This is a genomic window from Bordetella genomosp. 1 (assembly GCF_002261335.1).
In the GTDB taxonomy this organism is placed as follows: Bacteria; Pseudomonadota; Gammaproteobacteria; order Burkholderiales; family Burkholderiaceae_B; genus Bordetella.
In genome coordinates this window covers 278,502-300,201 of record NZ_NEVL01000001.1, presented here as the reverse complement: position 1 = coordinate 300,201, position 21,700 = coordinate 278,502, and the positions used below count along the sequence as shown (strand labels likewise).

The 21,700-nt window shown below is 67.8% G+C and carries 18 protein-coding genes; 9 read left to right on the top strand and 9 right to left on the bottom strand.

What is annotated here, in order from left to right; all coding sequences use genetic code 11:
• Positions 1 to 48: 48 nt before the first annotated feature.
• From CEG14_RS01350 to CEG14_RS26215, 4 genes are read right to left on the bottom strand one after another with little or no spacing between them, the layout of a single operon-like run.
• On the bottom strand, positions 49 to 2,514 hold the full coding sequence (locus CEG14_RS01350; protein ID WP_094824559.1) for a hypothetical protein: 2,466 nt from the start codon (positions 2,512 to 2,514) through the stop codon (positions 49 to 51).
• A 16-nt stretch (positions 2,515 to 2,530) separates the two neighbouring features.
• Positions 2,531 to 2,956, bottom strand: coding sequence for a type III secretion system chaperone (locus tag CEG14_RS01345; RefSeq protein WP_094824558.1), 426 nt, complete (start codon positions 2,954 to 2,956; stop codon positions 2,531 to 2,533).
• Positions 2,957 to 2,989: 33 nt separating this feature from the next.
• The gene (locus CEG14_RS01340; protein ID WP_094824557.1) at positions 2,990 to 3,400 is read right to left on the bottom strand and encodes a CesT family type III secretion system chaperone; all 411 of its coding nucleotides are present in this window, start codon (positions 3,398 to 3,400) and stop codon (positions 2,990 to 2,992) included.
• 34 nt (positions 3,401 to 3,434) lie between these two features.
• Positions 3,435 to 3,911, bottom strand: a complete 477-nt coding sequence (locus tag CEG14_RS26215; protein ID WP_179280524.1) for a type III secretion system chaperone — start codon at positions 3,909 to 3,911, stop codon at positions 3,435 to 3,437.
• Between the two features lie 399 nt (positions 3,912 to 4,310).
• On the opposite strand from CEG14_RS26215, the gene CEG14_RS26730 reads away from it, so the two are divergent.
• The 6 genes from CEG14_RS26730 (at position 4,311) to CEG14_RS01305 (ending at position 11,358) form a co-directional block, all read left to right on the top strand.
• Positions 4,311 to 5,648, top strand: coding sequence for a methyl-accepting chemotaxis protein (locus tag CEG14_RS26730; RefSeq protein WP_094824555.1), 1,338 nt, complete (start codon positions 4,311 to 4,313; stop codon positions 5,646 to 5,648).
• Between the two features lie 161 nt (positions 5,649 to 5,809).
• Positions 5,810 to 6,235: a hypothetical protein gene (locus CEG14_RS01325; protein WP_094824554.1), complete on the top strand. Its 426-nt coding sequence runs from the start codon at positions 5,810 to 5,812 to the stop codon at positions 6,233 to 6,235.
• A 45-nt stretch (positions 6,236 to 6,280) separates the two neighbouring features.
• Positions 6,281 to 7,177, top strand: coding sequence for an oxidoreductase (locus tag CEG14_RS01320; RefSeq protein WP_094824553.1), 897 nt, complete (start codon positions 6,281 to 6,283; stop codon positions 7,175 to 7,177).
• A 100-nt stretch (positions 7,178 to 7,277) separates the two neighbouring features.
• Positions 7,278 to 7,772, top strand: coding sequence for a sigma-70 family RNA polymerase sigma factor (locus tag CEG14_RS01315; protein WP_256985551.1), 495 nt, complete (start codon positions 7,278 to 7,280; stop codon positions 7,770 to 7,772).
• A gap of 11 nt (positions 7,773 to 7,783) precedes the next feature.
• Positions 7,784 to 8,785, top strand: a complete 1,002-nt coding sequence (locus CEG14_RS01310; RefSeq protein WP_179280523.1) for a FecR domain-containing protein — start codon at positions 7,784 to 7,786, stop codon at positions 8,783 to 8,785.
• Between the two features lie 116 nt (positions 8,786 to 8,901).
• Positions 8,902 to 11,358 carry a TonB-dependent siderophore receptor gene (locus tag CEG14_RS01305; protein WP_094824551.1) on the top strand — a complete coding sequence of 819 codons (2,457 nt, stop codon included), beginning with the start codon at positions 8,902 to 8,904 and terminating at the stop codon, positions 11,356 to 11,358.
• Between the two features lie 94 nt (positions 11,359 to 11,452).
• Here CEG14_RS01305 and CEG14_RS01300 read toward each other — a convergent pair whose 3' ends face one another.
• The 5 genes from CEG14_RS01300 to CEG14_RS01280 all read right to left on the bottom strand — a co-directional run bounded on the left by CEG14_RS01300 (position 11,453) and on the right by CEG14_RS01280 (position 18,111).
• Positions 11,453 to 11,965 (bottom strand): flavin reductase family protein, encoded by a 513-nt coding sequence (locus tag CEG14_RS01300; protein WP_094825238.1) that lies wholly within the window; start codon positions 11,963 to 11,965, stop codon positions 11,453 to 11,455.
• Between the two features lie 133 nt (positions 11,966 to 12,098).
• A complete protein-coding gene (locus CEG14_RS01295) occupies positions 12,099 to 13,124 on the bottom strand; it encodes a methionine synthase (protein ID WP_179280522.1) in 1,026 nt (341 codons plus the stop codon).
• A gap of 22 nt (positions 13,125 to 13,146) precedes the next feature.
• Positions 13,147 to 14,133: a DUF1852 domain-containing protein gene (locus CEG14_RS01290; protein ID WP_094824549.1), complete on the bottom strand. Its 987-nt coding sequence runs from the start codon at positions 14,131 to 14,133 to the stop codon at positions 13,147 to 13,149.
• Between the two features lie 416 nt (positions 14,134 to 14,549).
• Positions 14,550 to 16,568 (bottom strand): alkyl/aryl-sulfatase, encoded by a 2,019-nt coding sequence (locus CEG14_RS01285; RefSeq protein WP_256985580.1) that lies wholly within the window; start codon positions 16,566 to 16,568, stop codon positions 14,550 to 14,552.
• A gap of 607 nt (positions 16,569 to 17,175) precedes the next feature.
• Positions 17,176 to 18,111 (bottom strand): helix-turn-helix domain-containing protein, encoded by a 936-nt coding sequence (locus CEG14_RS01280; RefSeq protein WP_094824547.1) that lies wholly within the window; start codon positions 18,109 to 18,111, stop codon positions 17,176 to 17,178.
• A 298-nt stretch (positions 18,112 to 18,409) separates the two neighbouring features.
• Here CEG14_RS01280 and CEG14_RS01275 point away from each other — a divergent pair, with 298 nt between their 5' ends.
• From CEG14_RS01275 to CEG14_RS01265, 3 genes are all read left to right on the top strand, one after another.
• Positions 18,410 to 19,510: a hypothetical protein gene (locus CEG14_RS01275; RefSeq protein ID WP_256985550.1), complete on the top strand. Its 1,101-nt coding sequence runs from the start codon at positions 18,410 to 18,412 to the stop codon at positions 19,508 to 19,510.
• Between the two features lie 112 nt (positions 19,511 to 19,622).
• Positions 19,623 to 20,900, top strand: a complete 1,278-nt coding sequence (locus CEG14_RS01270; protein ID WP_094824545.1) for a DUF3300 domain-containing protein — start codon at positions 19,623 to 19,625, stop codon at positions 20,898 to 20,900.
• Positions 20,900 to 21,652: a DUF2950 family protein gene (locus tag CEG14_RS01265; RefSeq protein ID WP_094824544.1), complete on the top strand. Its 753-nt coding sequence runs from the start codon at positions 20,900 to 20,902 to the stop codon at positions 21,650 to 21,652. Before CEG14_RS01270 ends, CEG14_RS01265 begins: the two co-directional genes overlap by 1 nt.
• Positions 21,653 to 21,700 lie beyond the last annotated feature (48 nt).

Sequence of the window (21,700 nt, the reverse complement as noted above, 5' to 3'; positions counted from 1 at the left end):
AAGGATCCTGCGGCCGATCTCCCTGGCAAACCCGGCCGCAACCCCTCCTCAGACCCGGCCCGACAGGAACGCCGGATTCTTCCAGTCTTCCAGCGCCTTCACCTGCGCGTTGTTCGCCTGCGCCATCGACAGCTCGCGCGTGATCGCCGCGTTGAGTTCGTCGCTGCGCTGGCGCAGCGCATCGACGCTCAGGCCGCTCAGGTCCGGCGCGATCGCGGTTTGCTGCGCGCGCGGCGTGTGGATCTCGACGTAGGCGTTGCGCAGCAGCTCCACCTCGTTGCCCAGCGGCTTGAAGACCGGATGCTGGGGCGCGGCGGTGAACGACAGGCTCAGCATGGGCTCGCCCTTGGCGTCGAGCCCGGTATCGAAGCGCATGCCGCGCATGCCTTGCGGCATGTTCTGGCCATGGTCGTCGATCATGAAGGTGGAGGCGTTGCCATCCTGCGTCCCGGCCATGGCGCCGGTATAGGCGACCGGCACGTTCATCAGGAAGCTGTACAGTTTGCGATCCGGATCCCGCACGGTGAGGCTGCCGTCGGCGTTGCGCACCACCGCCGCGTCGTCCGTGTCCGCGCTATCGGGGGTGGCATCGACCGCGATCGCGTCGAGATACCAGCCGAGCGCGCGCGCCGTCGTCAGCGATGCCGGCACGGCAAACTCGCCCAATGGTTTGCCCGCGTCGACGCGCACCGTACCGAACGACTGACCGGACGCCGACTGCAGCGACCGCATCAAGTTCTCGCCCATGAGGCAGCGCTCGCTCACCTGCTTGATGTCGGTGCTGGCCCCATTGGCCTGCGCGCGCCGCATGGCGCCGACGTCGATGCCGGTTCTGACCCGGCTGTCGCTGCCCGCGCTGCGCAGTGCGACGAACATCATCTTGTTGTTCGACACCTCGGCGGCCTCGGCACTGCGGGCCTCGCGGCGCTCGAGGAAGCGGCCCGGCACGTTGGGCAGGTCGGCGATGAAGCGGCCGACGCTGGCCAGCCCGCGCCCGATCGTCCCGAAGAAGGAAGAGAAGGCGTCGCGCGCACGGGCCGCAAGCCCCAGGGTCTCGGAGCGGGCCGCGCCATCGCCCACGCTGACGGCGTGGCGCGGCGCGGTCTGCGTGACCGGCGTGGTCTCGCCCGCCTCGGCCTTGCGCAGGGCCGCTTCGACGTGACCGAGCTCCGTGCGCAGGGCATCCAGGCGCGGCAGATGTTCCAGCCCCGCGAGCATCGTGCGGATCGACGCCGAGCCGCGCGCCTGCTCCTGGCCCAGGATGTCCTGGACCATCGCGAAATCGGTGGCGACCTGCTGCAGCGTCTCCTCGATCAGGCTGACGACGGTCGAGTCATTGGCCAGCTGCGGATAGTCGCGCAGCGCGGTGATGCCGAGATAGGCGCCGCCGAGCAGCGCCGTCATGTTGAGCGCAATCTTCGTAGGCCCGATCGACATGGGCGTGGTGGCGAGGCCGACCGCCGCCGGAATCGCGGCGCCCACCGTCATCTGGCCCAGGGTGGGGACGACCGCGCTCAAGCCGCCCTTGACGTTGTGGTACCAGCGGTTCAGCGTATCGCGCGTCGTGAGTTCGGGCGCATCGAGCCGGGCCTGCGGCGTGATGCCCTCGAGCTTCTGGCCCTTGGCCTCGAGCTGCAGGTTGAGCTTGGCGAGCGCCAGGTCGATGTTGGCGCTGAGCGCCTCCGCGCGCTTGAGATTCTGCTGCGAGAAGGAGATCTCCTTGGCGCTTTCCTTGACCTCGGTCGGAGCGGACCGGATGCTGGGCAGCATGTTGTACGCGCCCTTGGCCAGCCCCACCGTCGCGTCTCGCACGGTGCCGACGGCACCGCAGACGCGGTTCCACAAGCCGCCCTGTTGCTGTTGCACCTGGGTCTCGGCCTCGTCACGCGCCTCCTGTTCGCCCACTTTCGGCGGCACCCCCTCGGGCGCCTCCTCGCTGTGCAGTGTCAGCGGTGCAAGGCGCACGTCGTCGCGCGACTCCGCGAGCGCCAGCGGCGTCGTGTCGCCACCGGATGGCCCATTCGAATCGGGAATCGAATCGTTGCCGGCCCGTGCGTTCGCGTCAGTCGCCGTATTCTTCTCGGCCTGATTCGAGTCGGTGCGCGACGCATCGAGCGCCGTGTCGTCCAGTTCTCCCGCCCGCACGTCCGTCACCTCGGGCTGGCCCGTCACCTCGGGCGGGTCCGTCAACTCGGGCTCACCCGTCACGTCGGGCTCGTCGTCGTACAGCCCGCCGCCGTGCATCTGCTCGGTGAACTCGGTGGCGGCCTCCCAGAAGGTCGACAGGAACGTCGTCACGCCGCCGAACCAGCCGCGCGACGCCTGCGCATCCTCGCGCAGGGCCGTGCCCTCGCCGCCGTCGCCCACGCCCACCAGCGAACCCTGCATGGCACCCGTGCCGGGCGAGCTGCCCGGGCGCTGCGCGGTGTGGCCGACCGAGGCGTCGACGTCGGAGTCGGAATGGGAGGAAGGGTTGGGGCCGGAGAGTCCGGGCAGGCCTGAACTGATCGTCATGGCGGTCTCCCAGGCGTCAGGCGGCGAGCGCCGGCAGGTCGACGCTGTGGCGGCCCTGGAGGACTTCGCGCCACAGCAGCGCCACGTCGACGAAGCCGTCGAGCGCGCCGGAAAGCGCCTGTGCGCCGCATTGGACCAGCGGCAGGCGCGCGCTCAGCAGCGCCGCGCCGGTGCCGGCCTGCAGGCCGAGCGTGCAACCGCCGGTGCCGACCCACAGCGCGTTGGCCTCGAGCATCAGGCGCATCAGCCGCTCCTGCGGCAGCTGCGGCGCGGGCGGGCCCAGGCTGGTGAAGATCACGACATTGCCTTCGTCCTCGCTGCCCTCGGCGCTCAGGCCTACCGCCAGGTCGGCGATACGCAGTTCCTGGTTGACGGCGAGTTCGGCGGGCTCCAGGCCGGCCAGGCGGGCATAGTCTTCGAGCAGTTGCTGATAGCGGGTCATGGCGGTGCTCCGATGGATAGGGGGGGTCGCGGGTCAGGCGGCTTCAGGCAGGCCCTGCGCCAGCGCGGCGGCCCAGAGGGTGGCCACCTGGGACTGGGCCTGGCAGGCGCGCGCCAGTGCGGCCGGCGGGGTGTCCAGGGGATGGCGGCGGGCCAGCACGACGTCGTCGGCGCCGTGCTGCAGGGCGACCGTGGCGCCGGCGGTCACGGGCCCCAGCGTATTGGCCTGCAACAGCAGGCGCAGCGTCTCGGCCGTGGCGTTCGGCGGCAGGGGGCCCACCTTGCAGGCCACCTGGATGCCTTCGCCCCCCGGCGTCTGCACGTGCGCCAGACCCAGCGTGACGCCGTCCACGACCAGCGCCTGCTGGTCGGCCAGGGCCTGCGCGTCCACCCCGATTTCAAGCGCGAGCGCGGCGAGCGCCTCGCGATAGGTTTCGTTCGTCATGATGCGATCTCGAAAAAGTCAGGCGAGGGGGGGTTCAGGCGCGCAGGTGCAGCGGCACGGCGGCGGGCGTCGTGCCGGCACGCGGCGGGGCGGCCTCGGCGGCAGGCCAGCGGCGCTCCAGCTCCGCCTCCCAGGCCTGCGCCTGGGCGCACAGGCCTGTCACCAGGGCGGCCAGGCGGTCTGCATCGACCGAGGCCAGGCGCACGGCCTCGCTGGCGATCACGTCGCGCTCGCCGAGCAGGCCGAGGGAGGCGCCGGCGGTGCCGGCCCAGAGATTGTTGGCCTGGAGCAGCAGCCGGCACACGTCCTCCCGGGCGGGCGCCGGCAGCCGGGTCACGCCGCAGCGCACGACGATCTGGTCCTCGGCCGCGTCGTCGGCGTCGCGCGCCACGGAGAAGTCGATGCGCCGCCCCCCGATCGACAGGGTCTGGGCCTGCCTGAGGCCCGCGGGATCCACCCGCAGGCGGCGCGCCAGCGCGTCCAGCAGGGCCAGGTAAGCTTCATCAGGCATCGCATGCTCCCTTGCAGAAAGGCGCGCCGGACCGGCGCACCTCACAGGTGAGTAACGCGCGCGGCGGGCGGGTTCCATGGGGCGGTCGTGCAGGGGCGCCATGCCCGACCGCGCCGGTGACTCGCGCCTGCCTGTGTGCACCGACACAATTCGCACACGCGCCGCCGCCTCACCGCGTGCCGCATGCGTCGTCTTCGGCCCGTTTCGCGCACTGAAATTGCGCGAAGGCGCGGACGGCGCGTCATGCCGAGCCGGCATCGCCGCCGGCCCGGTCACCCCGTCGTCGCATGATCGCCCCCGAACCGCCCGGTTTCGGTCAGAATGGGCGCGGCCAGGCACGTTTCATCCCCGCGGCCGGGCGCACCGCGCCGTCCGCCCCAAGTTTCCATCCTCACGATCATGACTTTCGCCAAAGCGCTCTTATCCAGGCTCGGCTTCAAGCCTTCCGGCATCCGGCGCCAGCTGCATGCCATCTACCGCACCCAGGCCGTGATCGAGTTCGATCCCGATGGCCACGTCCTCACCGCAAACCGGCAGTTTCTCGAGCTGATGGGCTACCGGCTGGCAGACATCCAGGGCCAGCACCACCGGCTCTTTCTCGGCCGGTCGGGCGTCGACGAGCGCGAGTACCAGGCCTTCTGGGACCGCCTGCGGCGCGGCGAGGCCTTCGTCGGCCGCTGCGAGCGCATGAAACGCGACGGCAGCGCGGTGTGGCTGCAGGCGAACTACAGCCCGGTGCTCGACCGCGCCGGCCGGGTGGTGCGCATCGTCAAGTATGCGATGGACATCTCCGCCGAGGTCCTGCGCGATGCCGAGGCGACCAGCCAGCTCGCCGCCGTCGGCCGCGCCCAGGCCGTCATCGAGTTCACGCTCGACGGCCACATCCTGCGCTGCAATCAGAACTTCCTCGACGCGATGGGCTACGCATCGGAAGACGAGCTCGTCGGCAAGCACCACAGCGTCTTCATGCCGCCCGAAGAGCGCGGCACCCGGGAATATGCCGAGTTCTGGGCCAAGCTCGGGCAAGGCCACTACCATCGCGGCCAGTTCCGGCGCAAGGGCAGGCAGGGCAACGACGTCTGGATCGAGGCCAACTACAGCCCCGTGCTCGACCAGTTCGGCACCCCGTTCAAGGTCGTGAAGTACGCCACCGACATCACCGCCCGCTTCGAAGCCACGCAGCTCGTGGCGGCCGCCTTCGCGCAGCTCCAGGAGCTGATGCGCGAGAGCGCGCTCAGCGCGCGCGACGCCGATGCGCAGACGCGCGAGGTCACCGCGATCGCCGAGGCCGGCGACGCCGTGCTCGGCAGCGCGGTGGCGGCCATGGACCGCATCACCACCGATTCGAAACGCATCGGCGAGATGGTCGGCCTGATCGACGACATCGCCTTCCAGACCAACCTGCTCGCGCTGAACGCCGCCGTGGAGGCCGCCCGCGCGGGCGAGCATGGCCGCGGCTTCGCGGTGGTCGCGGGCGAGGTGCGCGGGCTCGCCCGCCGCAGCGCCGACGCCGCGAAGGAGATCAAGACGGTGATCGGCTCGTCGAACCAGAGCATCGAGGCCGGCCATGCCCGCGTCAACGATTCGGGCCGCATGATGGAACAGATCCGCGCGGCGGCCCAACGCGCGGGCAGCATCATGGACGGCATCGTGCAGGCGTCGAACCAGCACGACGAACGGCTGATCGAAGTGCGGCGGGCCGTCGCGCGCCTGGAAAACGCGGTCTTGAAGGTCTGATCCGGCCAGGGCGCCGCGCGCCCGGTACGCGGCGCCCGCGCCCTGGTTGCGCGCGCAACCTCACCCCCCGCGCACCGCGCCACCGCGAGCCGGCCGGCAGCGGGGATATACTTTTCGGCGACTCCCGCTCCCGCCCGCCACCCCGCCGACCGGACCCCGCCATGAAGACGCGCCGTGCCCGCCATCTCGCGATGTCACTTTGCACCGCGATCGCACTCGCGGGCTGCGATCCCACGCTGCCGCCGCCGCCCGCCGGCTCGACGCTCACCGCCGAAACGATCGCCACGCGCGCGGCCCCGCCCGAGCACCACTTCCAGGGCGTGCTGGCCGGCAAGCCGGTCCATCTGCTCCTCTACGAATGCCGGGTCTACCGGGTCGAGGAGGCGGCCGGGGCCAACGTCACGTGGACACAGGTGCTGGCGGGTGATCCCTATCCGCTTCCCACCTCCTGCGTGAACCAATCGATCACCGCAGAGAAGAGCGGCGTCACGGCCTTTCTCGGCCGCCAGGCGTTCGGCGCGGGGGGCTGCTGCGTCGGCACCCCGGAATTCCGCACGAAAGACGGCGTGACCTGGACGCCCCGCTGAGCGGCACCGCGCCGCGCCCCATCCGCTTCAAAGGAATCGTCTTCCATGACTACGGCAACAGACACCACCCTCGCCATCGTCGGCCCCGGCGCCATCGGCACCACGGTCGCGGCCGCGCTGCACGAGCGCGGCCGCACGCCCCTGCTGTGCGGCCGCAGCCACCGCGACGGCCTCACGCTGCACGACGGCGAGCGCCGCATCGACGTGCCCGGCCCGGTGCAGACCGAGCCCGCCCGCATCGCGCACAAGGCGGATCTCGTCTTCCTCGCGGTCAAGGCCACCCAGAACGACGCGGCAGCCCCGTGGCTCGCGGCGCTCTGCCGGCCCGACACCGTGGTGTGCGTGTTGCAGAATGGCGTGGAGCAGGTGGAACAGGTCGCCGCGCTGGCCCCGCAAGCCCGGGTCGTGCCCGCCGTCGTATGGTTTCCCGCGCAAGCGCAGGCCGACGGCTCCGTGCGCCTGCGCGGCCAGGCGCGGCTGAGCCTGCCGGACACCCCGGCCGCCCGCGTCGCGGCGGACGCGTTGCAGGGCAGCCGCTGCGCCGTCGAGCTCAGCACGAACTTCCATGCCGATGCCTGGCGCAAGCTGATGCAGAACGCGGTGGCCGGCCTCATGGCGCTCACCCACCGCCGCGCCGGCATGTTCGGCCGCGCCGACGTGGCGGCGCTGTCGCTCGCCTATCTGCGCGAATGCCTGGCCGTGGCGCGCGCCGAAGGGGCGGACCTGGGCGACGAGGTGCCGCAGGAAATCCTCGCCAAATTCCAGGCCTCCCCCGCCGACATGGGCACCTCCATCCTCACCGACCGCGTCGCGGGCCGCCCGCTCGAATGGGACATCCGCAACGCCATCATCGCGCGCCGCGGCCGCCACCACGGCATCGCAACGCCGATCAGCGACGTGCTCGTACCCCTGCTGGCAGCGGCCAGCGACGGCCCGGGCTGACCGGCGCCGCTCACGCCCTCGCAGCGCGCGATTCCGCGCGATGATGCATAATCGACATTGGTTCTCATTACTATTCGTTGTCGAAACGGGGCTGGCGGTCGTGCGCGATCAACGTTCTACGCTTGAAATCGAGGCGCTCTACAGCGCGCATCACGGCTGGTTGCGCGGGTGGCTGCGCGGCCGCATGGGCAACAGCTTCGACGCCGCGGACCTGGCCCAGGACACCTTTTTGAAGCTGCTGGCCAACGAAGAACCCCTGAGCATTCGCGAACCGCGGGCGCTGCTCACCACCATCGCGCGCCGCGTGGTCGCCAACTTCTATCGGCGTCGCCGGATCGAGGAAGCCTATCTCGCCACGCTGGCCGTGTTGCCCGAGCCCGAGGTGCCGGGCCCCGAGACGCGCGCGCTGCTGCTCGAAACCCTGCTCGAGATCGACCGGCGCCTGGCGCTGCTGAAGCAGGCGGCTCGCCGGGCGTTCCTGATGCACCAGGTCGAAGGCATGACCCAGACGGAAATCGCGCAGGCGCTGGATGTATCGGTGGCCACGGTGCAGCGATACCTCGAGCGCGCCGTGCACCAGGTCTGTTTCGGTTGAGCCTCATGGAAATGCCCGCCAAGCTCCCCCCGATGCCGCGCGTGCAAGGCGCGGCCATCCCGCCTGCCGTCAGCCGGGCGGCGGTGCGCTGGCTCATCGCACTCGACGCCCCGCAGGCCACGCAGCAGACTCACGACCAATGGCGCGCCTGGCTGCAGGCCGATGGCGCGCATGCTCGCGCCTGGGAACACCTGCAGGCCATGGGGCTCTGCCTGCGGCAGATGCACCCCGCCATCGCGCACTCGACGCTCGTGGAGTCGGACGCGTCGGTCAAGCAGGGCCGGCGCCGCGCGCTGCGCCTGCTGGCGGGCGGCGTCGTGTCGGCGGGCGGCGTGTGGGCGCTGCAGGACAGCACCGGCTGGCGCGCATGGCGCGCCGACTATCACACCGCCGTCGGCCGGCGCCAGCGCATCGCGCTGCCGGACGGCGGCGAAGTCGTGCTCAATACCGACAGCGCGGTCAACGTCCGCTTCGATGCGCAACACCGGCTGCTGCAGATGATTCGCGGCGAGATGCTGGTCACCACCGGCGCCCACCCGCCCGCCTCTGCGCCGCCCTTCCTGGTCGAGACGGCGCAGGGCGTCCTGCGGGCGCTCGGCACGCGCTTCTCCGTTCGCCAGTACGACGACGCCTGCGAGCTCAGCGTCCTGGACGGCGCGGTAGAGGTCAGGCCGCTGGACGCGCCGGCCCGCGCCTTCGTGGTGGCGGCCGGCCGGCAGGCGCGCTTCGATCGCCGGCAACTGCTGGGCAACACCGAGGCCGACCCGGCGACGGGCGCCTGGTCCAACGGCATGCTCATCGTCCATCGCATGCCGCTGGGCGAGTTCGTCGCCGAGCTGGCGCGGTATCGCAGCGGCCATCTGGGTTGCGATCCCGCCGTCGCCGACCTGCCCGTGTCCGGCATCTTTCCCGTCGACGACACAGAGCGCGTGCTGGACATGCTCGGCAAGACCCTGCCGGTGAAGCTGCGCACGCGCACCCGCTACTGGGTCACGGTGCAGGCCAAGGCCTAGCCACGCACGGCCGTTACAACTTTATCGGGCGTGCCGCCCCGGAAACTGAGGGGTTTTCCTCGAGCTGAGTGACATACCAGGCAGAAATCACTCTGTTTCGTGGGAAGGCAAGTCTGATGGGTCAATTCATGCAGCGCGCGCGAGCGCGCACCGCCGCCATGTCGCTGGCGGCATTTTCCGTGGTGCCGGCCACGCTGCTGCCGGCGCTGGCCGCGCCCGGCGCGCAGGCGCAGAGCGCGCCGCCACAGGACACCCGCAGCTATGCGGTCGCCGCCGGCGATCTGCAGGCCGCGCTGAGCGCGTTTGGCCAGGCCAGCGGCCTGATGATCTCCTATTCGGCCGAGGACATCGCGGGCAAGCGCAGTCACGGCGTGAACGGCCGGTACGCCGCCAAGGATGCGCTTGCGACGCTGCTCGCCGGCACGGGCCTCGAAGCGATTGCCTTGTCCAACGGCGGCTACACCGTGACGCCGATCCCGCGCAGCCCGGGCGCTGCCGTGGAGCTGGCGCCGGTCAGCGTGGTCGGCAGCGCCGACCTCGTCACGACCGAGGGCCTGGCCTCCTACGCCTCGCCCAACGTGTCGATGTTCAAGGGCGCCACGTCGCTGCGCGACATCCCGCAGTCGGTGTCGGTGCTGACCCGCCAGCAGATGGACGACCAGGACCTGACCACCGCGGCGGCGGCCCTGAATCAGGTGACCGGCGTCAGCACCACCGGCTATGACCGGACCGAATCGATCATGGTGCGCGGCTACACGGCCAATGCCCAGGCCGACGGCGTGCCGGTGGTCGGCATGACCAACAATCCCTTCACCGACATGGCGCTGTACGACCGCGTCGAGGTGCTGCGCGGCCCCTCGGGCCTGCTCACGGGCAGCGGCGAGCCCGGCGGCACGGTCAACTTCGTGCGCAAGCGGCCCTACGCCGACCTGGGCGCCTCGGGGGCCTTGTCCACGGGCTCGAACGATCGGCGCCGCGCCGAGATCGACCTCAACACGCCGCTGAACAAGGACGGCTCCCTGCGCGCCCGCACGGTGCTGGTCCGGCACGACGAGGACAAGTTCTACGACGACGCCAAGAGCCGCGACGAGGTGGCCTACGGCATCGTGGAATACGACCTGACGCCGCACACCACCTTCGGCGTTTCCGGCACCTACTCGCAGTGGACGACCAACACCTTCTGGGGCCTGCCGCTGATGAGCGACGGCACCCTGCCGTCGCGCCGCACCTTCATGGGCTCCGACGAGGACTCGGTCTACCGCATCAAGGATGCGTCGGCCGACCTGACCCATCGCTTCGCCAATGACTGGACCGCGCGCGCGGCCTACAGCCATCGCGAACTGGACGCCGACTACCTCGGCATCGTCACCACGGCGCCGGTGGACATCGCAACCGGCCGCGCGGACACCTCCAGCGCCTACGGGTACTACCAGAAGCAGACCAAGTGGGACAGCGCCGACTTCAACGTCACCGGCCCGATCGACGCCTTCGGCCTGCGACACCGGCTGACCGTGGGATACAACCTGTCGAGGTCGGACAATCTGTTGGGGTCCACCTCGTTCTCGGCGAAGAACTGGGATGTCTTCAATGACCACGACTACAGCGCGCTCGTCGACCACAACGTGACCTCGCGCCGGCAGACCGTCACCGAGCAATCGGGCCTGTACACCTCCGCCCAGATCGCGCTGGCGGATCCGCTCAAGCTCGTGATCGGCGGCCGCTGGACCAGCTATCGCAGCAAGAGCCGGACGGTGGCGGCCACCAACACCGACTGGGTCCGCAGCGCGGGCAAGGCCAGCAAGGAGTTCACGCCCTACGGCGGCTTGCTCTGGGACGTGAACGATCGCGTCACGCTGTACGCCAGCTATGCCGACACCTTCGTGCCGCAGACGCAGGAGGATTTCCAGGGCAATGTGCTCGATCCGCGCGTGGGTTGGCAGACCGAGGTGGGCGCGAAGCTCCAGTTGGTCCCCGACCGTCTGTTCTTCAACGTGGCGCTCTACCGCATCCGCGACAAGAACCGCTCCATGGTCGATGGCGACCACGTCGGTTGCGGCGGCTCGACCAACGGCGCGTGCTACCGCTCGGCGGGCGAGGTGCAGAGCGACGGCCTCGACCTGGAACTGGTGGGCAAGATCACGCCCAACTGGGACATCTCGGCGGGCTACACCTACTCGCGCGCCAAGTACCTGAGCGATACCAATCCCGACAACGTCGGCAAGCGGTTCAACGCCGACCTGATTCCGCAGCAGATGTTCAAGCTCTGGACCAACTACAGCTTCGGGCCCGAGGACTTCGGTGGCGCGCTGTCGGGCTGGAGCGTGGGCGGCGGCGTGAATGCACAGAGCGACATCTACACCAGCAGCGCGCGCCAGGGCGGCGTCAAGCACGGCGGCGGCTATGCGATCTACTCGGCCCGCGTCGGCTACCGCTTCAACGCCAACTGGGACGCGTCATTGCTGGTCACCAACCTGTTCGACCGCACCTATCTGCGCAACGTCGGCTACGGCGGCTTCCTGAACTTCTACGGCGACCCGCGCGCGGCCATCCTGACGGTGCGCGGACGGTTTTGAAGAGGGCCAGGCCTTCAGGAGGCGGGACGCCACGGCGTCCACGCCTCGTGTGTGAAGGCGGGTCTGGCGGCGGCCGCGCCAGCGGCCGCGCCGCTCACACGCCGCCGTGGGCGGCGATGTTGCGATACTGGCCCTTGAAATACAGCAGCGGCTGCGCGGCGGCGGCGTCCTGCAGATCCAGCGCCTTGACTTCGCCGATCACGATCACGTGATCGCCCGCGGCGTGCTCGGCGTAGATCTCGCAGTCGAGCCAGTGCAGGCTGCCGCCAATGATGGGGTTGCCCAGCGGCGATTCCCGCCACGCGATCCCCTGCCATTTGTCGGTGCCGCGCCGGGCGAACTGATTGGACACGTCGATCTGCGCTTCGGTGAGGATATTGACCGCGAATCGGCCCGCCTGGCGGATCTTCGGATAGCTGGCCGAACCGGCCATGACGCTGAACGACACCAGCGGCGGGCTCATCGACACGCTGTAGAACGACTGGCAGGTGAACCCCACCGGCTCGTCATCGATGAGCGACGTGACCACCGTGATGCCGGAGGCGTAGTGCCCGAGCGACTCGCGAAAGCGCGCAGGCTCGATGACCGTATTGGCGGGGGGAGTCATGGGGGGAAAGAAATACGGGTCGCAGCGCGAACACATGGGATAGGGCCTGGAGGGATCCGACGGCGTTGCCGGCGTCGGCAACAGGCGAGCCGGGCCGGGGCAAGCGGCTTGCCCCGGCCCGACGCGTTCAGGCTCAGGAGAGCTCGCGGCGGAGGATCTCCGCGCCTGCGCTCAGCGCACTCAGCTTGCCGCGCGCGACCGCACGGGGCAACGGCGCCATGCCGCAGTTGGTGCTGGGATAGAGCTTGTCGGCGTCGACGAAGCGCAGCGCCTTGCGCAGCGTATCGGCCACCTGCTCCGGCGTTTCGATGGTGTTGGTGGCCACGTCGATGGCGCCCACCATCACCTTCTTGCCGCGGATGAGCTCGATCAGTTCCATCGGAACGTGCGAGTTCTGGCATTCCAGCGAGACGATGTCGATATTGGATTTCTGCAGCTTCGGGAACGCCTGTTCGTACTGGCGCCATTCGGCGCCCAGCGTCTTCTTCCAGTCCGTATTGGCCTTGATGCCGTAGCCGTAGCAGATGTGTACGGCGGTTTCGCATTTCAGGCCTTCGATGGCGCGTTCCAGCGTGGCGACGCCCCAGTCATTCACTTCGTCGAAAAACACGTTGAATGCCGGTTCGTCGAACTGAATGATGTCGACGCCCGCCGCTTCGAGCTCGCGGGCTTCCTGATTCAGGATCTTGGCGAATTCCCAGGCCAGCTTCTCGCGGCTCTTGTAGTGATCGTCGTAGAGCGTGTCGATCATGGTCATGGGGCCGGGCAGCGCCCATTTGATCGGCTGGTCGGTCTGCTGGCGCAGGAACCTGGCATCCTCGACGAACACCGGCTTCTGGCGCGCGACGGCATCGACCACGGTGGGCACGCTGGCGTCGTAGCGATCGCGGATGCGCACGGTCTTGCGATTCACGAAGTCCACGCCGCTGAGGTGCTCGATGAACGTGGTCACGAAGTGCTGGCGCGTCTGTTCGCCGTCGCTGACGATGTCGATGCCCGCATGCTGTTGTTCCTGCAGCGACAGGCGCAGCGCGTCCTGCTTGCCTTCGACCAGGCCTTCATCCTGCAATTTCCAGGGAGACCAGAGGGTTTCGGGCTGTGCCAGCCAGGAGGGTTTGGGCAGGCTGCCGGCGGTGGAAGTGGGAAACAGTTTTTTCACAATAGGACCTGATACTTTTTTATTAATCGAAACGGGCAGCTGCGGACCACTGCTCGAGAACCGACTGGTACGGTTTGATGAAGTGTTCTTCGACGAACTTGCCTTGCTCGACGGCCAGCCGGCTGCGTTCTTCGCGGTCGTAGACGATGCGCGTCAACGAATAATCCTGATGCTTCAGGCTGGGCTGATACGAGCGGCCCGCCGCGGAATTCGCGTTGTAGATCTCGGGGCGATAGATCTTCTGGAACGTGTCCATCGTGCTGATCGTGCCGATCAGCTCGAGATTGGTGTAATCGCCCAGCAGATCGCCGGTGAAATAGAAGGCCAGCGGCGCGGCGCTGTTGGGCGGCATGAAGTAACGGACCTTCATGCCCATTTTCTTGAAATATTCGTCGGTCAACGAATACTCGTCCTGCAGGTATTCGACGCCCAGCACCGGGTGCTGGTTTTCGGTGCGCAGGTAGACCTTGCTGCTCGACACGCTCAGGCAGATGACCGGCGGCTTCTTGAAATGCGCCTTGTAGGCGCTCGAATTCACGAAGGCCTTGAACAGCTTGCCGTGCAGCTCGCCGAAATTGTCGGGCGTGCTGAAACCGGCGCGATCCTTGTTGTGCTCCAGCAGCAGCACGCTGAAGTCATAGTCGCGCACGTAGGAGGAAAAATTGTTCCCCACGATGCCGTCGATGGTCTCGCCGGTCTTGCGATCGAGAATGGTCGTTTTCAGGATCTCGATCAGGGGCAGGGCATTGCCGCTGCGCTCGCCGTCGATATCCAGCTCGCCGGAAATGATCTCGAGCTTGACCGAATAACGATCGCCCTTGGGATTGTCCCAATGCGCCAGGGCATTGAAACGGTTGTTGATCATCTCGAACGTGTTGCGCAGATTCTGCTGGCGGCTTTCGCCACGCGCCAGGTTGGCGAAGTTCGTGGTGATGCGGGTATTTTCGGAAGGACGGTAATCCTCGTCGAAACAAATGCTCTTGATGGCAAATGTGAACTCTTTACTCATTTTGATCCGCCGCACAAATTCTGGATAAAGCCGTTTCCGGTTTTTGCGGCAGTGCTGCGCCAGTCCTGTTATGGGGTTTTCTTGGGCTGGCAGCCTTGACACTGTCGCTGCTCGGACCGTATTTTAGGCAAGGCTTTGCATGAATAAAAATGAATTTATTTGGCAGATAGCATTAGCCGGGCTCATGTTCCTATCGCTTGGCCCAGCCTCCTGAATGGCGCTGGCGCGCGGCGCGCCGCCCTTGCGGGCGCACGCGGCGGGATCCGCGCCCTTGCCACGGCCACAGGCCGCCGCCACGCGGGCCGCCGCCTGTCCCACCGCCCGCCGGAGCGCGCGGCCAGGGCCGTCTCTGAAGCCCGATCCGCGGCCGTCGCCGCGGTTGTCCGGCGGAGCGGATGCCCCGCCGGACATGCCCGTCAGGGCGTCACGATGTTCCACCAGAACTCGAAGTTATCGAGCGCGGCAAACATCTCGGTGATCTGCTGCTGATCGCCGGTCACCTTCACGTCGCCCTTGGAAATCGCATCGTTGAGGTTGGTCTCCCTCAGCATCATGCGATTGAGGGTTTCGCGCGTGAGGGTCACGCTCGCGGTGGGATCCTTCGCGGGCTTGCCTTCTGTGTGGTTGATCACGCTGTTCACCATTTCCAACGTGTACTTCTGGTTGGTGTCGGTGAAGTCGAGATTCAGCACCACGTGCTTGCCGGCCGCCTTTTCACGGTTCAGGCGCACGCCGAAGTAGTCGAACAGCATGTCGAGCGTCATCGCGCGCACCGTGTCCGGGCTGGCAGTGTCCGGCACGGGCAGCTTCTGCACGCCCTCGCGCAGCTCCTTGGCGCCGGTGAGGTAGAAGTTGCGCCACGGACCGCTCTCGGCCTGGTAGCCCATCTGCTCCAGCGCATCGGCCTGGAGGTTCTTGGCCGTCTGGTTCTGCGGATCGGCGAAGACGGCGTAGTTGACGACCTCGGCAACCCAGCGGTAATCGCCCTTCTTGTAGTACTCCCGGGCCTTTTGCAGCAGCGCGTCGGTGCCGCCCATCATCTCCACATAGCGCTTCGATGCCTCCTGTACCGGCAGCGTGTGCAAGGTGGCGGGATTGCCGTTGAACCAGCCCAGGTACAGCACATAGGTGGCGCGCACGTTGTGGTTCAGCGAGCCGTAGTAGCCACGGTTGGAGAACTTGGTCGCGATCGTCTCGGGCAGCTTCACCTGCTCGGCGATCTCTTCCTTGTTGTAGCCCATGTTCGCCAGACGCAGCGTTTCGTCGTTGATGTAGCGGTACATGTCGCGCTGCAGGCCGATGTGCTCGTTGACTTCCTTCTGCCCCCACACCGGCCAGTGGTGCATGGCATACATCACCTGCACATCGTCGCCCCACAGCTTCAACGCTTCATTGAGGTATTTCGACCATGCCAGCGGATCCCGGATCTTGGCGCCGCGCAGCGAGTAGGTGTTGTGCAGCGTGTGGCTCGAATCCTCGGCGGTATTGAGCGCCTTCTTCTCCTTGATGTAGTACAGCATCTCGGCAGGCGCTTCGCTGCCGGGCGCGTACAGGAATTCATAGGTCAGGCCGTCGATGGTGCGCGTCTCGCCAGTCTTTTCGATGATGTCGGTCGGCGCGATCAGTGTGACCGTGCCCGCCGAGGTCGTGGTGCCGAGGCCGGCGCCGACCTGGCCGGTGGCGCTGGGCGGCAGCAGGTTGCCGTACATGTAGCTGGCGCGGCGGCTCATCGCGGTGCCCGCCATCACGTTCTCCGCGGCCGCATGTTCCAGGAAGCCCAGCGGCGCGTAGATCTTGACCTTGCCGGCCTTCACGTCCGCCTCGTCCACCACGCCGCGCACGCCGCCGTAGTGGTCCACGTGGCTGTGCGTGTAGATCACGGCCACGACGGGCTTCTTCGGCCGATGCTTGAAATACAGGTCCAGTGCCGCCTTGGCGGTTTCCGTGGAGATCAACGGATCCATGATCGTCAGGCCTTCCTTGCCTTCGACGATCGTCATGTTGGAGAGGTCGTAGTTGCGCACCTGGTAGATGCCGTCGGTCACCTCGAACAGGCCCGAGATGTTCAGCAACTGCGACTGCCGCCACAGGCTGGAGTTGACGGTGTCCGGGGCCTCGGAGCCTTCCTTGATGAAGTCGTACTTGGTGGGATCCCAGATCAGATTGCCCTTTTCGCCCTTGATCATTTCCTTGGGCAAGGGTGCGATGAAGCCTTTGTGCGCCAGTTCGAAGGAAGTCTTGTCGGTGAAGGGCAAGGCCTTCAGCAAGGCAGCGTTGGCTTCCTTCGTAGCCGGCTCCGCCGGCTTGGTGGCTTCGGCCGCCAGGGCGGAATGGGCGATGGCGAGCGCGGCTGCCAACACGGAGAGAACCGGCGCCACGTGGCGGCGACGGCGTAGCGCGGACGTAGCGGAGGGTGCGACACGAGCATATTGCATCATGATTACGACTCCAATCTAGGGCTACTGAGGGACTCGGCACTGAGCGGCCGACATCGCCAAAAAAGGCGAAGCTTGATGGGGGAGATCGGATCGACCGGCGTGGCCAGTCAGCGGTCGTTACGCCGCTGGATTTCTGCGGTGTGGCGCAGAGGATCGGTCAACGGGTCGCGTGCGTAGCGAGAAAGCCCGGCATGGGCGGCGCGCGACGGCGCCGCGTTTGCGAGGAATTTGAATAATCGATTGCCACGTGCACGAGCACGGCACTCGTGCCACGCGCGGGCCTGAGTAAAGGCCCCACCGCATTGGACGCCGCCGTATTTGGGCCGGATTGGTCCAAGCGAGATAGATTGGTGCGCTTCATTGCGACTCCCGGCTGCCTGTGTGGCGTTCCCGTCCCCTGACACTGGGTCGGATGCAAGACATCGTCCGGAAAAAGAATATCGTAATTTTGCGAGCAATCAATATTAAATTTATGGTGCTGTGCAGGCAAAACCGTTAACAAACGATACCGCCTGCCCGCCGAATCGCACGGTTCGTGCGCCTTGCTTACTGCCGTCGTCGCGCTGCGTACGCCCCTTCCGATATTCAACGGCAGACGCTTCAATCAGGCGATCAGGCGCGCCGAGCGTGATGTATTTCGGGTATCCGAGGGCGACTCCCCGAAAATGGCCCGATAGCGCGCGAGGGAATGCGCCGAGTAGGTATAACCCTCCGCCTCGAACAGCGTGGCGACCGAGCTTTTATCGTTCGCAGGCGCCCGCAGGGCTGCGTGCACCGCATGCAGCCTGCGCAGGTTCAGATAACGCGACGGCGTCAAGCCGAAGCAGCGCTGGAAGAAATCATTCCGGGCGCGCTCGCGCACTGCCAATTCCATCAATTTATATTCTCGCGCCGTGAGCCCCCGGTCGTAGGCGCGGAACATCCGTATTGCGGTGGCCGTCAGGTCATGCGGCGAAACCTGCGGTCGGCCGAGCAGGGGCGGCCTGGGCCGCCGCGTCGCGATCAAATCCCGGATCGCAGCCTCGATCCGTGCACGGCCCAGCGGCCTTTCGTGCGGCGCCATGGCCACCGCCATCATTGCCGCATCGCGCAGTGCGCGGATCGCCGCGGGACAACACGGCACGATGTCGGTAGACCGGCACCATCGCCGCAGCACGAGACCCATATCGTCTTCAGACGAAAACAGGCGGGACGACAGCGGTATCGCAACGGTCACCCATTCGTTCGGCCCGATCGCGCGAAACACGAATTCCTTGTTCGGGGCGAGTATGCCCAGCCGCCCCGGACCGAAGGCCTCGCCATTGAGCCAGGTCGGCGTGGGATGACCGGCGGAAATCAAAAACATGAGATGGGTCGGCCAACCGGAGGCTTCGCACAGATTCGCAACGGCCTCCACGCCAGCCTGGACGGTAATGCCGTCCACGTCGGCGTGGCCGATATGCCAGAGCCCGTCGGACGGGCCCAGTAATCGCACCTTGAGATCGACATCAACCACAGCAGCTTCGAACTCGTCGAAAGAATCAAAGCGATGCAGGTCCATGGAGAAGTCCCCCCAAGTTTCTGACGATATATTGCCAAAATTAGCATGGACTTATGTTGCGCGCGCAGCAAGAATTGATCGCGTTCAACCGGGATGGGGGGCACGCCCTCCACCCCGGAAACGGGGACGAACACGCCGGCAAACCCGGCACGCCCGGACTCCGCGACGCCAATCGTCCGCCCCGCCTAAGTGCTCTATCGTTTCACGAAGGTGCTTGATGGCTCACATGCTGGAATCGGGGAAGGAAGTTCCGTTTTCGCTCATCGACGGCGATGTGCTTTCGCGGATACAACGTCGCATGGGCGTCATTCCGGCTTCCGGGCTGGGCCTGAAGCGCCGCGCACTGCTCTACGCCATGGTCGCGTGGCTGCCGCTGGTGATTGCCGCCGTGCTGTCCGGCACGAGCCTGCGCGCCGAGCCGCCCGGGGAACCGCTGTTCGGCCATTTCGGCATCCATATCCGCTGCCTCGTCGCCATTCCGCTGCTGGTGCTGGCCGAGGGCGTGGCGCGCGACAACGTCGCGCTGTGTCTGCGGCAGTTCAGGCAATCGGGCGTCGTCGATGCGGCCCTGGCCCCGAGGTTCGAAGCCATCATTCAAGGCATCGTCGCCATCAAGCAGCGCATGCTGCCGTGGGTCATCATCCTCGGCGTCGTGCTGACGTGGACGGCGGCATTCCTGGTATCGCCCAATCCGGACGAGATGCGCTGGTCGGCCACCGACAACGCCGCCATGCAGTTCGGTACGTGGTGGTTCCTGCTCGTGACGCGGCCGATCTTCTCCACGCTGCTGCTGGCCTGGGCCTGGCGCCTGATCCTGCTGGGCCTGCTGCTGTGGCGGATCGCGCGCCTGCCGCTGCGGCTCGCGGTGCAGCATCCCGACCGCATGGGCGGACTGGGGTTTCTCGAACGACTGCCCGCCGTCTACGGCCCGGTGCTGTTCTCGCTGTCCGCCGTCATGGCCGGCGCGTGGGCCCACCAGGTTTTCTATCACGACGTGCCGGTGCCGGCGCTGTATGTGCAGATCGGCGCACTGCTGGCGGTACTGGTGCTCATCGGCATGGCGCCGCTGATGGCGTTCACCCCGCTTCTGCTGCGCGCACGGCGCCAGGCGATGCTCGACTACGGCGCGCTGTTGGCAAGCCACGGCCGCGCGGTGCATCGCCGCTGGATCGAGCGCGAGCCCGTTGCCGACGCACCGATCCTCGATGCGCCGGAACTCGGCCCCGTGGCCGACATCCGGGTGCTGTATGAGTCGGTCGCGAGCATGCGGCCCGCGGTGATCAGCAAGACCCTTCTGTTGAAGATCGTGGTGCCGGCCGCGCTGCCCCTGCTGATCCTGATCGCGACGCAGTGGCCCGTCCAGACGACCCTGAGCAAACTGCTTTTCACGCTGCTCTGAAGCGCGCGTCCAGCGCACGCGTAGTCCCAGGCCGACCCGCACAGGCGTCCTGCTGCAAGACCAGCATCATCGCGAAGTTTCACCAATCGTCCGATCGGCATGGGAGAGACGTATGAAGCGAATATGGGTATTGCTGATCGCGGTCCTGGCACTGGCGCATGCGCCGGCGCAGCCGCAGTCCGCGGCGTTCGGCAAGGAACAGCTCGACCAGATGCTGGCGCCGGTGGCGCTCTATCCCGATGCGCTGCTGTCGCAGTTGCTGATGGCCTCGACCTACCCCGACGACGTCAAGGCCGCCGCGGCCTGGGCCAGCCAGCACGGCTCGCTGCAGGGCGACGCGGCGGTGAAGGCGGCCCAGGACCAGGCCTGGGATCCCAGCGTGATCTCGCTCGTCGGCTTTCCGTCGGTGATCGACATGATGGGACGCCAGCCCGACTGGGTGCTGTCGCTGGGCAATGCCTTTCTCGATCAACCCGACGACGTCATGGCGTCGGTGCAGCGGCTGCGGCAGCAGGCGCAGCGTGCCGGCAACCTGGCGAGCAACGCGCAGCAGAAGGTCAGCACCAGCACCGAGGGCGGCAACACCTACATCAGCGTCGCGCCGGCCTCGCCGCAGACCGTGTACGTGCCGACCTACAACCCCGGCACGGTCTATGGGACCTGGCCCTATCCCGCCTATCCGCCCGCCTACTATCCGCCGCCGCCCGGTTCCGCCTTCGCCTCCGCGCTGGTGGGCGGTCTCGCGTTCGGCACCGGCATCGCCATCGCCGATTCGCTGTGGGGCGGCTTCGACTGGGGCCACAACGACGTGGACATCGACGTCAACCGCTACAACAACATCAACGTCAATCGCCGCATCGACGCGAACCGCGCGAACGTGAACTGGAGCCATGACCCGGCCCGCCGCGGCGCCCAACCCTACCGCGGCGGCGCGACGCAGCAGCGCTTCGACGCCGGACGCCGGACGGCGCAGACCGCGCCGCGCGGGCAGGGCGCACAGCTGCCGGGTGCCCAGCGTCCGGCCGATGCCCAGCAGGCGCGGCGCGATCATGCGCAGCAGGTCATGCGCGAGCGGGGCTCGCCGGGCGGCGCACGGCCGGGCGGTCAGGCCGGCGGGCGCCCGGGCGCGCAGGGCGCGGGACAGCACCGCGCCACGCCGGAGCGCAACGCCGCGCCTCAGGCCAATCGCAGCCGCAACGAAGCCCGCAGCGCCGCGGCGGCGCGCTCGCGCGACAACAACCGCGACAACGCACTGCGTGGTGCGGGCGGCCCACGTCAGGCCGCCGCGGCGCCGCACCCGCGCCCGGCGCAACAGGCCCCGCGCGCCGCGCCGCATCGCGACGGCGGTGGCGGCGGACGCCACATCGAACGCAGTCACGGGAGACGCTGATGCGAGCACTCAAACGTTTTGGACTGGCCCTGGCGCTGGCCGTCGCCATTGCGCCGCCCGCCCTGGCCCAGGCCCGCTACGACAGCGCAGAGGCCGCCGCCGACGCGCTGGTGACGGCGATCGCGACCGGCGACGAAGAGGCGCTGAAGCGCAGCCTGGGGCCGCAATTCCGCCACTTCGTGCCACTCGACAGCATCGCGCGCGACGACGTCTACGCCTTCCTGGCGGCGTGGCACGAGCATCACGAGGTGGCCCGGACGGCACCGGGCAGGGCGGCCCTGCTCGTCGGCCGCCAGGACTGGACCTTCCCGGCACCGCTGGTCGAGCGCAACGGCCGCTGGTCGTTCGATCTGCGCGCGGGCGTCGAGGAGATGCGGGTGCGGCGCATCGCGCGCAACGAAGCCGCCGCGATCGAGACGCTGGTCGCGCTTTGCACCGCGCAGGATCGCTATCGCGCGAGCCACGGCCGCCCCGCCGCGCGCATCGTGAGCCGCGAGGGCGCCACCGACGGACTGTATTGGGACGCCGGCAGCGATCCGCAGCCCAGCCCGATGGGCGACGAAGCGCTGGTCATGACGCCCGACACGCCGGCGTCGGACGCCTGGCATGGCTATCACTACGCCGTGACGACGCCGCAGAACGAGAGCGGCTGCGCCTTCCGCGCCTGGCCGGCGGCGCGCGGCCAATCCGGCGAGCGGACGTTCACGATCGGGGCGGACCGGACGGTCAAGGAGACGCGCCACGTCCAGTAGCCCCCAGGCATTCCCTCTTCGACGGCCGCCTTCCGTCGCCGCCGCGCG